General features: G+C 39.6%; 17 protein-coding genes and 1 other RNA gene. 17 read left to right on the forward strand and 1 reads right to left on the reverse strand.

What is annotated here, in order from left to right:
• Positions 1-120: 120 nt before the first annotated feature.
• The 15 genes from LQZ76_RS05370 to LQZ76_RS05440 all read left to right on the forward strand — a co-directional run bounded on the left by LQZ76_RS05370 (position 121) and on the right by LQZ76_RS05440 (position 11,875).
• The gene (locus LQZ76_RS05370) at positions 121-1,398 is read left to right on the forward strand and encodes a solute carrier family 23 protein (protein WP_230098747.1); all 1,278 of its coding nucleotides are present in this window, start codon (positions 121-123) and stop codon (positions 1,396-1,398) included.
• 556 nt (positions 1,399-1,954) lie between these two features.
• Positions 1,955-2,674 carry a F0F1 ATP synthase subunit A gene (gene atpB / locus LQZ76_RS05375; RefSeq protein ID WP_230098730.1) on the forward strand — a complete coding sequence of 240 codons (720 nt, stop codon included), beginning with the start codon at positions 1,955-1,957 and terminating at the stop codon, positions 2,672-2,674.
• Between the two features lie 52 nt (positions 2,675-2,726).
• Positions 2,727-2,957, forward strand: a complete 231-nt coding sequence (gene atpE, locus LQZ76_RS05380) for a F0F1 ATP synthase subunit C (protein ID WP_168722341.1) — start codon at positions 2,727-2,729, stop codon at positions 2,955-2,957.
• A gap of 37 nt (positions 2,958-2,994) precedes the next feature.
• Positions 2,995-3,513, forward strand: a complete 519-nt coding sequence (gene atpF, locus LQZ76_RS05385; RefSeq protein ID WP_230098731.1) for a F0F1 ATP synthase subunit B — start codon at positions 2,995-2,997, stop codon at positions 3,511-3,513.
• Positions 3,503-4,045 (forward strand): ATP synthase F1 subunit delta, encoded by a 543-nt coding sequence (gene atpH, locus LQZ76_RS05390; protein WP_230098732.1) that lies wholly within the window; start codon positions 3,503-3,505, stop codon positions 4,043-4,045. Before atpF ends, atpH begins: the two co-directional genes overlap by 11 nt.
• A gap of 21 nt (positions 4,046-4,066) precedes the next feature.
• On the forward strand, positions 4,067-5,581 hold the full coding sequence (gene atpA, locus LQZ76_RS05395) for a F0F1 ATP synthase subunit alpha (protein WP_230098733.1): 1,515 nt from the start codon (positions 4,067-4,069) through the stop codon (positions 5,579-5,581).
• Positions 5,582-5,613: 32 nt separating this feature from the next.
• Positions 5,614-6,507 carry a F0F1 ATP synthase subunit gamma gene (locus LQZ76_RS05400; protein WP_230098734.1) on the forward strand — a complete coding sequence of 298 codons (894 nt, stop codon included), beginning with the start codon at positions 5,614-5,616 and terminating at the stop codon, positions 6,505-6,507.
• 36 nt (positions 6,508-6,543) lie between these two features.
• Complete coding sequence (atpD, locus tag LQZ76_RS05405; protein WP_230098735.1) at positions 6,544-7,944, forward strand: F0F1 ATP synthase subunit beta; 1,401 nt, start codon at positions 6,544-6,546, stop codon at positions 7,942-7,944.
• 11 nt (positions 7,945-7,955) lie between these two features.
• Entirely contained in the window at positions 7,956-8,378 is a 423-nt protein-coding gene (locus LQZ76_RS05410) for a F0F1 ATP synthase subunit epsilon (protein WP_230098736.1), read from the forward strand.
• Between the two features lie 92 nt (positions 8,379-8,470).
• Positions 8,471-8,695 (forward strand): DUF1146 family protein, encoded by a 225-nt coding sequence (locus LQZ76_RS05415; RefSeq protein ID WP_230098737.1) that lies wholly within the window; start codon positions 8,471-8,473, stop codon positions 8,693-8,695.
• A gap of 106 nt (positions 8,696-8,801) precedes the next feature.
• Positions 8,802-9,797 carry a rod shape-determining protein gene (locus LQZ76_RS05420; protein WP_230098738.1) on the forward strand — a complete coding sequence of 332 codons (996 nt, stop codon included), beginning with the start codon at positions 8,802-8,804 and terminating at the stop codon, positions 9,795-9,797.
• Positions 9,797-10,078, forward strand: a complete 282-nt coding sequence (gene yidD / locus LQZ76_RS05425; protein WP_230098739.1) for a membrane protein insertion efficiency factor YidD — start codon at positions 9,797-9,799, stop codon at positions 10,076-10,078. The genes LQZ76_RS05420 and yidD overlap by 1 nt, the downstream gene beginning before the upstream one ends.
• A 20-nt stretch (positions 10,079-10,098) precedes the next feature.
• Complete coding sequence (locus LQZ76_RS05430; protein ID WP_230098740.1) at positions 10,099-10,308, forward strand: DUF2969 family protein; 210 nt, start codon at positions 10,099-10,101, stop codon at positions 10,306-10,308.
• 49 nt (positions 10,309-10,357) lie between these two features.
• On the forward strand, positions 10,358-11,569 hold the full coding sequence (locus LQZ76_RS05435; protein ID WP_230098741.1) for an FtsW/RodA/SpoVE family cell cycle protein: 1,212 nt from the start codon (positions 10,358-10,360) through the stop codon (positions 11,567-11,569).
• A gap of 9 nt (positions 11,570-11,578) precedes the next feature.
• On the forward strand, positions 11,579-11,875 hold the full coding sequence (locus LQZ76_RS05440; protein ID WP_230098742.1) for a glycine cleavage system H family protein: 297 nt from the start codon (positions 11,579-11,581) through the stop codon (positions 11,873-11,875).
• 138 nt (positions 11,876-12,013) lie between these two features.
• Here the strand turns inward: LQZ76_RS05440 and ssrA are convergent.
• Positions 12,014-12,378, reverse strand: a transfer-messenger RNA (tmRNA) gene (gene ssrA / locus LQZ76_RS05445).
• A gap of 134 nt (positions 12,379-12,512) precedes the next feature.
• Here ssrA and LQZ76_RS05450 point away from each other — a divergent pair.
• On the forward strand, positions 12,513-13,220 hold the full coding sequence (locus LQZ76_RS05450; protein WP_230098743.1) for a winged helix-turn-helix transcriptional regulator: 708 nt from the start codon (positions 12,513-12,515) through the stop codon (positions 13,218-13,220).
• A 142-nt stretch (positions 13,221-13,362) separates the two neighbouring features.
• On the forward strand, positions 13,363-14,301 hold the full coding sequence (locus LQZ76_RS05455) for a GRP family sugar transporter (RefSeq protein WP_230098744.1): 939 nt from the start codon (positions 13,363-13,365) through the stop codon (positions 14,299-14,301).
• Positions 14,302-14,438: the final 137 nt, after the last annotated feature.

The following is a 14,438-nucleotide window of genomic DNA, read 5'->3' on the forward strand; positions in this document are numbered from 1 at the left end:
ACAGAAGGTTCGTTTATAACTGATTAAGAGTAATTATTTGATTGGCATGATACGACTGTGTTCTGGTACAAACTAGGATGCAGTCTTTTTTTATTTTTTGGAGGAAGAAAAATGGAACAAATGGAGCGCAATGTCGTTTTGGATGTTAACGAGCGACCTAAATTGGGATTGTGGTTTGGATTATCACTCCAACACATGTTTTCAATGTTTGGTTCAACGGTGTTAGTACCTTTGTTGGTTGGTTTAAACCCTGGGGTGGCCCTTTTTAGTTCCGGGGTCGGCACGCTATTATATATTTTGATTACAAAAGGGAAGATTCCGGCTTACATGGGATCAAGTTTTGCCTTTATTACCCCAATGTTGGCGTTAATGAAAACTGGTGGATATCCAGCGATTGCCCAAGGGATTTGGTCAGTTGGGGCCGTGTACTTAATTGTGGCTTTATTAGTGACGGTGATTGGTTCTGAATGGATTAATAAAATCTTGCCACCAGTAGTGGTTGGTCCAATTGTTATGGTAATTGGGTTATCATTAGCAGGTTCAGCGGCGACTAATGCAACGATGTTACACGTTAGTGCCACTAAGAGTGTTTACGATATTCGGGTGTTCATGGTCGCAATTGCAACTTTATTAATTACAATTGCGTACAATATGTTCTTGAGTAAGTTTCTTGGTTTAATTCCCATCTTACTTGGAATTGTAACAGGTTACATTATTGCGTGTTTCGCAGGTTTAGTAAATTTTGCTCCAGTTATGGCGGCCCACTGGTTTGCTTTACCAGCTTTTGATCTTCCATTTGTTAATTACAAACCAACGTTTCAATTAGGTGCAATTTTAGCAATGGCACCATTAGCATTAGTTACGATGACTGAACACATGGGTCACATCATGGTGCTTAACAAGTTAACAAACCGGGATTTCTTCCAAGATCCAGGTCTCAAGCGCACGTTAGCTGGGGATGGGACTGCCTCAATTTTTGCGGGGATTTTTGGTGGACCAGCGGTAACTTCATATGGTGAAAACATTGGGGTCTTAGCAATCACGCGTGTGCACTCAGTTTGGGTGCTTGGTGGTGCAGCTAGTTTTGCCATCTTGTTTGCCTTTGTTGGTAAATTATCAGCTTTGATTCAATCAATTCCGGGAGCAGTTATCGGTGGGATTAGTTTCCTATTGTTTGGGGTAATTGCCTCATCTGGTTTACGGATTATCGTGGACAACAAAATTGACTTCAACGTTAAACGTAATTTGATGATTGCTTCAACAATTCTTGTTATCGGGATTGGTAATGCCTACTTACAACTCGGACAAACCCAATTTTCTGGCCTAGCAGTGGCGACAATTTTAGGGATTATCCTTAATTTGGTATTGCCAAAGCAAGCTGCGTCCGAAAAAGAGTAACGTACAGTTTGCTTAGAAAAATTTAAATATTTGATACGCTATTTTGATTGTAAAAATAGCGTATTTTTTTCAGAAAATAATGTAAGTAATGAGTCTTAGGTAATGAGAAAAATGGAAGATAGTAATTAAATCACAAGGTTTAGACAGACCTAAACAAGGAGTGTGAGGTCCCTAAAATAAAATTTTATGATGTTACAAACCTAATGTTGACCCTTATTCATAACGAAAAGTAAATGACAATTATCATAAGATTATTTGGATATAATTTATAATAAATATGGTTAAATATTACGAATTTGTGAAGTTAATAATTTAGTTTTGTAAAATTAAAAAAAATTGAAAACTAAATGAAAACGCTTACTCACTTAGATATGTTGATTTATAGGCTTTTGAAGCTGAATTTTATTAAAAAAATATGATTGTATTTTTTATAGCAAAGGAGTAGTATTTGGTTTGTATTTTGAGTAATGATTATCACAAGTAACAAAAAACGATAATTTATTTATTACAAAGTATCGGTAAACTAAATTTTGAAGGAGAAAAGAGGTGAATTAGTGTGGGTGAAAAAGCTCCGTTGTTTAACTTTTTAGGACTAACCTTTAACTTAACAAACATTATTTCAATCACGGTTGTTATGTTAATTACGTTTTTCCTAATCTTGTGGTTGTCACGGCGGCCGCAGATTCGTCCAAGCGGCAGACAAAACGTCCTTGAATGGATTATCGATTTTACAAATAAAATTGTTGAATCTTCATTGCCAAACCGCACGGGGCAAAATATGCGCGTATTAGCATTTGTACTCTTCATATTTATATTCATCGCCAACCAACTTGGATTAATTTTCCAAGTTAAAATCGGTGAATTTACATTCTTAAAGAGTCCAACTGCTGATCCAATTGTAACCATGACCTTAGCGATGATCATGATTGTAATGGCTCACTATCTTGGGGTAGCAACACTGGGATTTAAGAAGTATTTCAAAAACAACTACTTAAGTCCTTACGTATTCTTATTCCCAGTTAACCTTATCGAAGAATTTACAAGCTTCCTGACTTTAGGTTTGCGGTTGTTCGGTAACATCATGGCTGGTGAAATGTTGCTTAATTTGATTGCTAGTTTTGCATTCTCACATGGAGTATTAACATTTATTCCAGGAATCATTCTAGAAGTCATTTGGCAAGGTTTCTCAGTCTTCATCGGTAGTGTGCAAGCATATGTCTTTGTTACACTAGCAATGGTTTATATCTCTGAGAAAACAATAGTTGAAGAACTATAAGCTTATTTAATCAAAAAATTTGGAATATATATTATTCGGAGGATTTATCAAAATGGAAAACATTGGTCACTTAGCTCAAATTGGTGCCGGTATTGCAGCCGGTGGTGCCGCTATTGGTGCCGGTATTGGTAATGGTCACGTTATCGCAGCTATGATTGAAGGAACTGCCCGTCAACCTGAATTAGAAGGTAAGTTACGTGGGGCGATGTTCCTCGGGGTTGGACTTGTTGAAGCCGTGCCAATCTTAGGTTTCGTTATCTCACTTCTTTTGCTTTTCAAGTAAGCGGCTTTAAAAATTTAGAAGAAAGTGAGGTGGCATAATGTTTTCAGTTGATATTTTAGCAAGTAATCAATTATATTTCGGTGATATGCTCTTTATCTTAGCTTCATTTGCACTTTTACTAGTCCTAGTAAGAATATTTGCTTGGGGTCCGGTAACTAAGATGATGCAAGAACGGGCTGATAAAATCGCCGCAGATATTGATTCGGCTGAAGATGCCCGTAAAGAAGCCGAAGACTTGGTAGCTAAGCGGCAAGAACAATTGAAGGCTTCACGTCAAGAAGCAACCACAATTGTATCTGATGCCAAGAACCAAGGTAATGAACAACGCCAAGCAATTATTGATAAAGCACAGGCTGATGCAAGTTCACTTAAAGTTTCAGCGCAAGCCGAAATTGAACAAGCTCGCCGCGATGCTTTAGCTAGTGTTCAAAATGAAGTTGCCGATTTATCTGTTCAAATCGCAACCAAGATTATTCAAAAAGAATTAAAGTTGGATGATCAAAAAGCGTTAATCGACTCTTATATCGAAGGGTTAGGTGCGCACAATGAAGCTTAATTCACTAACGTTAGCTAAACGTTATTCACGGGCCTTATTTGAATTAGCCAGTGATAATAATGAATTAGAACTTGTAACAAATGATTTAAACGCGATTCACGAAATTTTTGTAAGTAATCCGGCTTACGTTCAAGATTTAGCGAGCCCAAGCTTGCCAAGTTCAGCGAAGCAAGCCATTATTAATACGCTTAAACAAGATGCCCATCCGTTGGTGGCAAATTTTATTCAAATGATTTTTGAATATCAACATCTTGATGCAGTCGTGTTGATTATTGAATACTTTAATCGATTAGTGAATGATAAAAATAAAATTGTGCATGCTAACGCGACCACAGCAGTTGAACTTTCAACTGACCAAAAAGATCAATTAGCAGCACGCTTAGCCCAACATCTCGGTGCTAATAAAGTGGTTTTAGATACGACAATTGATCCTGATATTATCGCAGGGGTGATTGTGCGAGCTGACGGCAAGATTATTGACGGTAGCTTAGCAACTAAAATTGCTAAAATTCGCCAGATGTTGGTCAAATAAACATGAAGAGGTGAAACCGGTATGAGCATTAAGGCTGAGGAAATCAGTGCTCTCATCAAGCAACAATTAGCTAGTTACCAAGATGAGCTTACAGTTGAAGAAACTGGGACCGTGACCTACGTTGGGGATGGAGTTGCCCGCGTGCACGGTCTTGACAATGCTATGGCTGGTGAATTGGTTGAGTTTTCAAACGGTGTCTTTGGGATGGCGCAAAACCTTGAATCAAACGATGTTGGTATCGTTATTCTTGGTAAATTTGATGACATTCGTGAAGGCGATACTGTTAAACGAACTGGACGAATCATGGAAGTTCCAGTTGGGGAAGCGATGATTGGACGCGTTGTTAACGCGCTTGGTCAACCAATTGACGGCCTTGGCGAAATTGAAACGACAAAAACGCGCCCCGTTGAACACAAAGCACCCGGGGTTATGGAACGTAAATCAGTTTTTGAACCATTACAAACAGGGATTAAAGCGATTGATGCTTTAGTACCAATTGGTCGTGGGCAACGTGAATTGATTATCGGTGACCGTAAAACTGGTAAGACTTCATTGGCCATTGACACAATCTTGAATCAAAAAGATCAAAACATGATTGTTATCTACGTTGCCATTGGCCAAAAAGACTCAACTGTGCGGACACAAGTTGAAACTTTACGCCGTTTAGGTGCGTTAGATTACACCATCGTTGTGTCAGCTGGACCTTCTGAACCAGCGCCAATGTTATTCCTTGCACCATATTCTGGAGCAGCTATTGGGGAAGAATTCATGGCTAATGGTAAGCACGTTTTGATTATCTACGATGATTTATCAAAACAAGCAACGGCCTACCGTGAACTCTCATTGATTCTTCGTCGGCCACCTGGTCGTGAAGCGTACCCTGGGGATGTTTTCTACTTGCACTCACGTTTACTTGAACGGGCAGCGAAGTTAAGTGATGAATTGGGTGGTGGTTCAATGACTGCCTTACCATTTATCGAAACCCAAGCCGGGGACGTTTCGGCGTACATTCCAACGAACGTGATTTCAATCACTGATGGTCAAATCTTCTTGGATTCAGATTCATTCTATTCAGGGGTACGCCCAGCGATTGATGCCGGTACTTCCGTATCACGTGTTGGTGGGGATGCCCAAATTAAAGCGATGAAGAAAGTTGCCGGAACCTTGCGACTTGACTTAGCTTCATATCACGAACTTGAATCATTTGCTCAATTTGGTTCGGATCTTGATGCTGCAACGCAAGCTAAATTAGCCCGTGGTCGTCGGACGGTTGAAGTGTTGAAACAACCACTTCACAAACCAATGCCAGTTGAACAACAAGTGTTGGTATTGTACGCCTTGACGCACGGATTTATCGATGATATTGCCATTGAAGATATTCAACGGTTCCAAGATGAATTAATTGGCTACGTGCAAGCGTCACAAAAAGCAATTTTTGATGAAATTCTTGAAACCCACAATTTACCAGCTGAAGATAAAATGGATGCAGCCATTGCTGATTTCAAGAAAACCTTCCAAGCTTCTGATGCTAAATAAAGCAAATTGAAATTTGAGGAAGGAGAAATAGCATGCCAGCATCTTTACAAGATATTCAACGACGGATTACGTCGACTAAGAAAACTGGTCAAATTACCGGGGCGATGCAAATGGTATCAACTGCAAAGTTGAGTCAAATTCAACGTCATACGGCGGGATATCAAGCCTATGTAACACACGTTAAAGCGGTGGTAGCCCACTTGGCACAAGCCCATGTATTAGCTAATGCCCAAGGGGAACTACTTGAAGTTCGCCCTATCAACAAAACGGGTATTCTGGTGGTAACGTCTGATCGGGGCTTAGTGGGAAGTTATAATAGTACGGTATTAAAACAAACCTTGGATTTAATTGCTAAAAAGCATTTGACACCTGCCAATACAGAAATTTTGGCGGTCGGGGGCGTTGGAGCTGATTTCTTTAAGAAACGTGGTTTCAATGTTACCTATGAATACCGTGGTGTTAGTGATGTTCCCCAATTCATGGAAATTCGTGAAATTGTGAAAGCTGTTATTGCAATGTTTGCCAGTGATGTTTTTGATGAATTAACAATTGCCTACAATCACTTTGTTAATCGGATTTCAAATGAATACCGAGTGATGCCAATGTTGCCAATTACAGAAGATACGCTTCAAATTCATGCTGAACAAACTGGTGAGACAGCTTCGCTTGCGAGCTATGAAATGGATCCATCACCAGAAGCAATTTTAAAAGCAGTGTTACCCCAATATGTTGAGGCAATGCTTTACGGCGCCATTTTAGATGCCAAAACAGCTGAACATGCCGCGAGTGCTAATGCCATGCGTTCAGCAACTGACAATGCCAAGGATGTTATTAGTAGTCTTGAACTACAATTTAACCGTGCACGGCAAGCAGCGATTACCACGGAAATTACTGAAATTACCGGTGGGATGGCTGCATTAGATTAATAAATTTATTTATTTGCGAAAGGAATTAACATAATTATGAGTACTGGTAAAGTTTTACAAGTTATCGGGCCAGTTGTCGATGTTGAATTCCCGCTTGATGGCAAATTGCCAGACATTAACAATGCGTTAGTTATTGACAAAGGTGAAGGTGTAACCTTAACGGTTGAAGTTTCACTTGCCCTTGGAGATGGGGTTGTTCGGACTATCGCGATGGATTCAACTGATGGGTTGCAACGTGGAATGAGCGTTACTGATACTGGGGAATCAATCTCGGTCCCTGTTGGTGAAGCAACCCTTGGTCGGGTGTTTAATGTCTTAGGGGAAACAATCGATAACGGTGAAGAATTTGGGCCTGATGCACCACGTGACCCAATCCACCGTGAAGCACCAGCCTATGACCAATTGGCAAACTCAACTGAAATCCTTGAAACAGGAATTAAAGTTATTGATTTGCTTGCCCCATATGTTCGTGGTGGTAAGATTGGTTTGTTCGGGGGTGCCGGAGTTGGTAAAACCGTTTTAATTCAAGAATTGATCCACAACATCGCTTCAGGACACGCCGGAATCTCAGTCTTTACTGGGGTTGGTGAACGGACTCGTGAAGGTAACGATATGTATCACGAAATGAAAGAATCTGGTGTTTTGGAAAAAACTGCCATGGTTTATGGTCAAATGAACGAACCACCTGGTGCCCGGATGCGGGTTGCCTTGACGGGTTTAACTATTGCCGAACACTTCCGTGATGTTAATGGTCAAGACGTACTCTTGTTCATCGATAACATTTTCCGGTTCACGCAAGCCGGTTCTGAAGTTTCTGCCCTTTTGGGACGGATTCCTTCAGCCGTTGGTTATCAACCAACTTTGGCAACTGAAATGGGTCAATTGCAAGAACGCATCACTTCAACTAAGAAGGGTTCAGTTACTTCAATTCAAGCCGTTTATGTGCCAGCCGATGATTACACCGACCCAGCACCAGCCACGACTTTTGCGCACTTGGATGCCACAACTAACTTGGAACGTGCCTTGACACAACAAGGTATTTACCCAGCCGTTGATCCACTTGCTTCAACATCATCAGCCCTTGATCCCCAAGTTGTTGGTCAAGAACACTATGATGTTGCGACTGAAGTACAACACGTCTTGCAACGTTACCGTGAATTACAAGATATCATCTCAATTCTTGGGATGGATGAATTATCAGATGAAGAAAAAACGGTTGTTAACCGGGCTCGTCGGATTCAATTCTTCTTGTCACAACCATTCTCAGTTGCGGAAACATTTACTGGTTTGAAGGGTGAATATGTGCCTGTTGCGGAAACAGTCCGTTCATTCAAGGAAATCTTAGAAGGTAAGCACGATGAGCTTCCTGAAGATGCTTTCCGTAACGTTGGGGTAATTGAGCAAGCAGTTGAAAAGGCCAAAACATTGGCTAAGTAAGGAGGCTTTCAATGGCTGAACATACATTAACAGTCAACATTGTGACCCCCGATGGCGTGGTTTTCGCGCGGGATGCCGTAAAATTAGCCGTTATTAATACGATTAGTGGGGCAATTGGGGTGATGGCCAATCACCAACCAATTGTGTCAGCTTTGAAGATTGATGCAATCAAGGTGACGTTTGCCGACAGTGATGATGAATATATTGCGGTAAATGGTGGCTTTGCTGAATTTTCAAACAACACTTTAACAGTGGTGGCTGAAAGTGCCGAAACAGCGCAAGCAATTGATGTGCAACGCGCTGAATCGGCTAAGCAACGTGCCGAACAGCATATTAGTCATGCCAATGAGGTACATGATCCAAACGAACTTGCGCGCGCTGAAGTGGCGTTAGCTCGAGCCGTTAATCGGATTAAGATTGTTACCGGTAAGTAAATAAAAAGATTGGGAAGCATTTTGCCTCCCAATCTTTTTTATTTAGGCTGATATGGTATGATTAGCAAGTAGATTTATAGGGAGGAATATAGATGACTTCAGGAATTGTGGCACTACTACAAATTGGTCTAGAAATTATTTTAATCTATGTCGCATTTTTACTTATGAATGCGATCCCATTTGAACGAGTAATTGCTAAGGCAAATTATGCCCAAATGTTAAAAATATTTTTGGCAATTATTATCGGTTATTTGGTTAGTTTGTTCTTCATTAATTTCGTGGAACAAGTCCAAGCACTACGTGGGTTAGTTAATTAACTATAAAAGTAATAAAAATCATGGATAGCGTTTGGAAGCCCGCCATTGGTAATGGTATAATTATAATTATTTTGTAAAACAGTTAGGAATTAAGGAGAAAAAGAGCATGGCAAAAGATATCGGGATTGACTTAGGAACAGCAAATGTGCTGATCTATGTTGAAGGTAAGGGTATCGTATTGAATGAACCATCTGTTGTGGCAGTTGATGCAAAAACTGATCGCGTTTTAGCAGTTGGACTAGAAGCATACCAAATGGTTGGACGGACACCGGGTAACATCCGGGCCATTCGCCCATTACGTGATGGGGTTATTTCAGACTTTGATGTTACAGAAGCAATGTTGACATACTTCATTAACAAATTGAATGTTAAAGGATTCTTGTCAAAACCAAACATTATGATTTGTGCCCCAACTAACATCACAGAAATCGAACGTAAGGCGATTATTCAAGCGGCTGAAAAGTCAGGTGGGGCCAAAGTGTACCTTGAATACGAACCAAAGGTTGCCGCTGTGGGGGCTGGTTTAGATATCTTTAAAGCAACTGGTAACATGGTGATTGACATGGGTGGTGGTACTTCTGACATCGCGGTGCTTTCACTTGGTGATATTGTGGCCTCAGATTCAATTCGGGTTGCTGGGGACAAAATGAACTCAGAAATCGTTAGCTACATCAAACGTCACCACAGCTTGATTATCGGTGAACGGACTGCTGAAACGATTAAGATTCAAATCGGAACAGCGATGCCACAAAAGAACCCTGATACGATGGAAGTTCGTGGTCGGGATGCTTATGATGGTATGCCACGTTCAATTGAAATCAATGCTAATGAAATTGAAGAAGCCTTACATGATACATTAACCCAAATCGTTAGTGCCGCTCACGGTGTCTTGGCGCAATTGCCACCTGAATTAGCTTCAGATATCGTTGATCGTGGTATTATGTTGACTGGTGGGGGTTCATTACTTAAAGGAATGGACGAATTAGTATCAGAAGCCTTACAAGTACCAGTAGTAATTTCAGAAGCACCTCTTGATAACGTTGCTCAAGGAGCTGGTGAATTACTCGAACACATGAACAGTAAGAAAAAACACCTTAATTAATGAAAAAGACATTCATTGGTCTTGTGCGTTTATATCAGAAATTTATTTCACCGCTATTTCCGCCTTCATGTCGATACTATCCGACATGTTCTAATTACGCCTTAGTTGCGCTTGAAAAGCACGGAGCGATGCGGGGTACATTAATGGCAATTGCCCGTATTTTGCGGTGTCATCCATTCGTACCAGGAGGATACGATCCAGTACCGGATCAATTTTCCCTCCAGCGAAATACCAATGCTGCCGATATAGCTAAAGCACAACAAGAACATAAATTAGGTTAGGATTTTGTAAAGGAAAGACTATGGGAAAAAAAGATCGAACAGTTCCTGTTACACTTGAAGAGCAAAAGAACGGGGCTCTTGATGTAATGATTGGAAAACGTAAAATTGGCCAAATTACCAGCAAAGAAGACGGCGTAGTTGCTAAATTTGAAGATGGTGGTCAATTGGAAGGCAAAAGTTTTGACGAAGTATTAGGTCAGGTAATTGCGGAATACAATTTACACAGTTAAAAGTCACGGTGCTTTAAAAAGTTGAATTTGAGATGGAGGCTTGGTTAATATGCAAGCGCGGATTAAAAAGACAACAAAAATTGATGAAGCTCGAATTGACTGGGGAATTATTTTTGTTGTCATGATGTTAGCCATCATTGGCCTAATATCGATTTATGTTGCTGCCTCACATGATCCTAATGTGGTCAATGTGATGGCGATGATTAAACCACAAGCAGTCTGGTATTTTATCGGTGTCGTAATTGTGGTCGTAATTATGCAATTTGATGCCGAACAATTATGGAAAATCGCACCATATGCTTATGGGCTCGGGGTCTTTTTACTCTTCGCGGTCTTGTTCTTATACTCGCGGGCGTATGAAGCCAAAACGGGGGCGAAAAGTTGGTTTGCGTTAGGGCCACTGACTTTTCAACCTTCCGAAGTTATGAAACCAGCCTTCATTTTAATGATGGCCCGTGTGATTACTTTATATAACTCAAAACACCCTGAACGTGATTTGCGTTCAGATTTCAAATTATTTGGAGTGATGGTGTTGTGGTTGTTACCGGTAATTGTGCTGTTAAAGGCCCAAAATGACTTTGGGACGATGTTAGTGTTCGTTGCGATTTTTGGTGGAATGCTTATTGTTTCAGGGATATCATGGCGTATTTTAGGACCAATGATTGGTTCATTTGCCGTAATTGGTGGGACTGCTTTAACGTTTGTGACGACCAACTGGGGGCGGCAACTTTTGTATCATGTTGGTTTCCAACAATATCAATTCCAACGGGTTGATGTGTGGTTAAATCCATCTGGTGATACTTCTAATTCTGGGTATCAATTATGGCAATCAATGAAAGCGATTGGCTCTGGTCAAATTACTGGGAATGGTTTTAACGTGATGCACGTGCACGTACCAGTGCAAGAATCCGATATGATTTTTTCAGTAATTGGCTCAAACTTTGGTTTCATTGGTGGTTTGTTGTTAATCTTGTTATACTTTTTACTTATTTACCAAATGATTCGCGTGACCTTTGATACACGTAATGAATTTTACGCCAATATCGCCACGGGAGTTGTGATGATGATTCTTTTCCACGTTTTTGAAAATGTCGGAATGAGTATCGGATTATTACCATTGACAGGGATTCCATTACCATTTATTTCGCAAGGGGGCTCAGCACTCTTAGGTAACTTAATTGGGGTTGGGTTAATCATGTCAATGCGGTATCATTATAAGAGTTACATGTTTACAAATCGAAGTTCATTTAGTAATAAATAGGAGATTATTATGAGTGAGAAGTGGTATTGGGCTGTTGAAAGCACTGATGGAACAGTTCGAATTGGTTTAACAGAAAAGACCCAAGAAGAATTGGGTGAGGTTACCTTTGTTGATTTACCAAAGATTGGTACAATTTTAGCAGAGGGTGATGCACTAACAAGCATTGAGGCCACCAAAGCCGTCTTAGACTTTGATACCCCATTTGCTGGGACAATTGTGGCCGTTAACACAGCTGCACTTGCAACCCCAGCAACTTTAAATAAGACTAGCCAAGCTGATAATTGGTTAGTCGATTTGAAAAAGTAACGTTCTCCATATGATAATTAACTAAAAAATAACGGCTGTAGCATGCGCTATAGCCGTTATTTTTTACTAAGTATAGGAAAATTTAGAGTCAAAGAAAAACGTCGCTAAAATTTAATTTAGCGACGTTTTTCTTGTTTTAAATGGAGCCGGCGGGGTTCGAACCCGCGTCCGAATATCTCACTACTACAACATCTACATTCATAGTAATTCTATTTAAATTTCACTTACATGCACACGGAATTAACTTCGTGATCAAGCAAGCTAATCCAATTAAATTCCGCTTTTGCACTCTGGATCAAAGTTTAAAAGCGTAGTCCACTAATAGTGGTCTAAAGCACGCCATGGACAAACATGCCCTAGACTACGCTAACTGGTTATTAAGCAGCTAATGCGTAAGTTTTGTTTGAATTGTTTGCAGTTATTCTGACTGAGTGGATTATAGGGCCACAACCCCTAAATGCAGTCATAGCGCGACCAATACCCGTCGAATCCAAAACGGCCCCGTAAGATAACAAGTTTCATTGTATCATAAAATAATCAAAAAAGCTTTTTTAATATCAAACGTCGCTAAAACGGCTAATTACTTTTATAATATAAAATAAAGGCTATAAATACATAATTATTTATGGAGGTTACAATGCGCATATTAATGTTTGAAGAAAAGCAAATTATCCGTGAATTAATTGAACCTGTTATGCATAAACAAGATTGGCAAATTGATTTTGTGACGGAGACAAGCTTATTTAACAATGAAATAAAAAATAATTTAAGCTGGTATGATTTTATTATTATCGATATCAATTATCACAATGATTTGACGTTACTGAATGATGTGGAAATTATGCAACAGCAGACAGTTATTTATTTAACGGTTAATGTTAGTGAGATTATTAAGCAAAATAATGTTCATATAATCACAAAACCATTTAGTCCAAGAACTTTAGTTGGAAAAATAAAGCAAATTATTTTTAGCGACTTAGTACCCGAGTATGGGGATGAATATCCAGTACTAGTAGAAGATATCCAAGTTTTTAAGACATATGATATTGAAACGAGCCATTTTAAATTAAATTTTGCCACGCGGGAAGTACTAGTGGATGATCACGTCTTAGAACATTTGACCTTAAAAGAATATGAATTATTGAAAACTTTGATTCAAAAACCACGCCAAGTCTTCAGTCGAGAACATTTACTAAATTTGATTTGGGATTTGGACTTCGCTGGTGATGAACGAACAATTGATGTCCACATAAAAACCTTACGTAAAAAGATTCCAGTATATGGAGCACAAGTAATTCAAACGGTTTGGGGCGTTGGTTATAAGTTTGATGAAGGACTTAAGTAACCTTTAATTTATAGGTTTATTATTTTGATAAATTGTAAAATAAATTCAGTTACCTACTTGTGTAAACGTTTACAATAGTATAAAATATCTAAGTTGATATTATTCATTGACTTTTAGAGAGAAGAGAGAAGAGAGAAGAATTATGTTTATACTTATTGCGTTAATTCCTGCGTTAGCTTGGGGTTCAACTGGTTTATTTTCTACTAAACTAGGTGGTTCAGCCGGTCAACAAACTTTAGGAATGACTTTCGGTGCCATGGTATTTGGATTACTTACATTCCTTTGCTTTGTGCTACCAAATCACATTAACATGGCGTCAAACATCTGGGTAGTTGGTTTATTATCTGGATTACTTTGGGCAGTGGGTCAAGCTGGTCAATTTACAGCGATTAAGGCAATGGGCGTTTCAAATGCAATTCCTTGGTCAAATGCGGGGCAAATCGTAAGTAACGCCGCTTTAGCAGCTACAGTGCTTGGTGAATGGCAAACTGGTAAAGCCTGGTTGTTTGGTTCATTAGCCGTTTTATTAGTTGTGATTGGAGCAATCCTTACAGCTAAGCGTGATGCAGCCCTTGCGGCTGGTGATACCGCTAAATCAACGGAAACAACGCGTGGAATCATTGCCTTAGTTATTTCTACAATCGGTTATGCTGGTTACTTTATCGTACCAAACATGATGCGCAAATTTGGGTACATCTCAAATGCAGTTGCTAATCGTAACCACGGTGTTGATTACTTAACGGCTACCATTTTCCCACAATCAATTGGGATGGTTGTTGGAGCCTTCATCATTGTATTATTCTTTATGCGTGAAGGTAAAATTATGTTCCAAGCACCAACTTGGCGTAATATCTTGACTGGTGGTGTCTGGGGTGTTGGTAATTTAGCAATGTTCATTTCTACAGCCACAATTGGTCAAGCGGTTGCCGTAACAATTGCCCAAATGGGAATTATTGTGGGAACATTTGGTGGCATCTACATCTTGAAGGAACGTAAAACGTCTAAACAAATGGGCTTCATCGTCGCTGGTTCAATCTTGATTGTTATCGGTGGTATCTTAATTAGTAACTTACCTAAGTAAGGCATTGATTAAAAAATAAATAAAGCAAAAAGGGGTTGTGACATAACCCTATAAAAAAAGGGCCACTAAATGAAATTTTAAATTTCATTTAGTGGCCCTTTTAGATATAATCAAAAGAAAAAAGCATCGGGTGCAAC

It is taken from the genome of Periweissella ghanensis, assembly GCF_918814755.1.
Taxonomy (GTDB): Bacteria; Bacillota; Bacilli; order Lactobacillales; family Lactobacillaceae; genus Periweissella; species Periweissella ghanensis.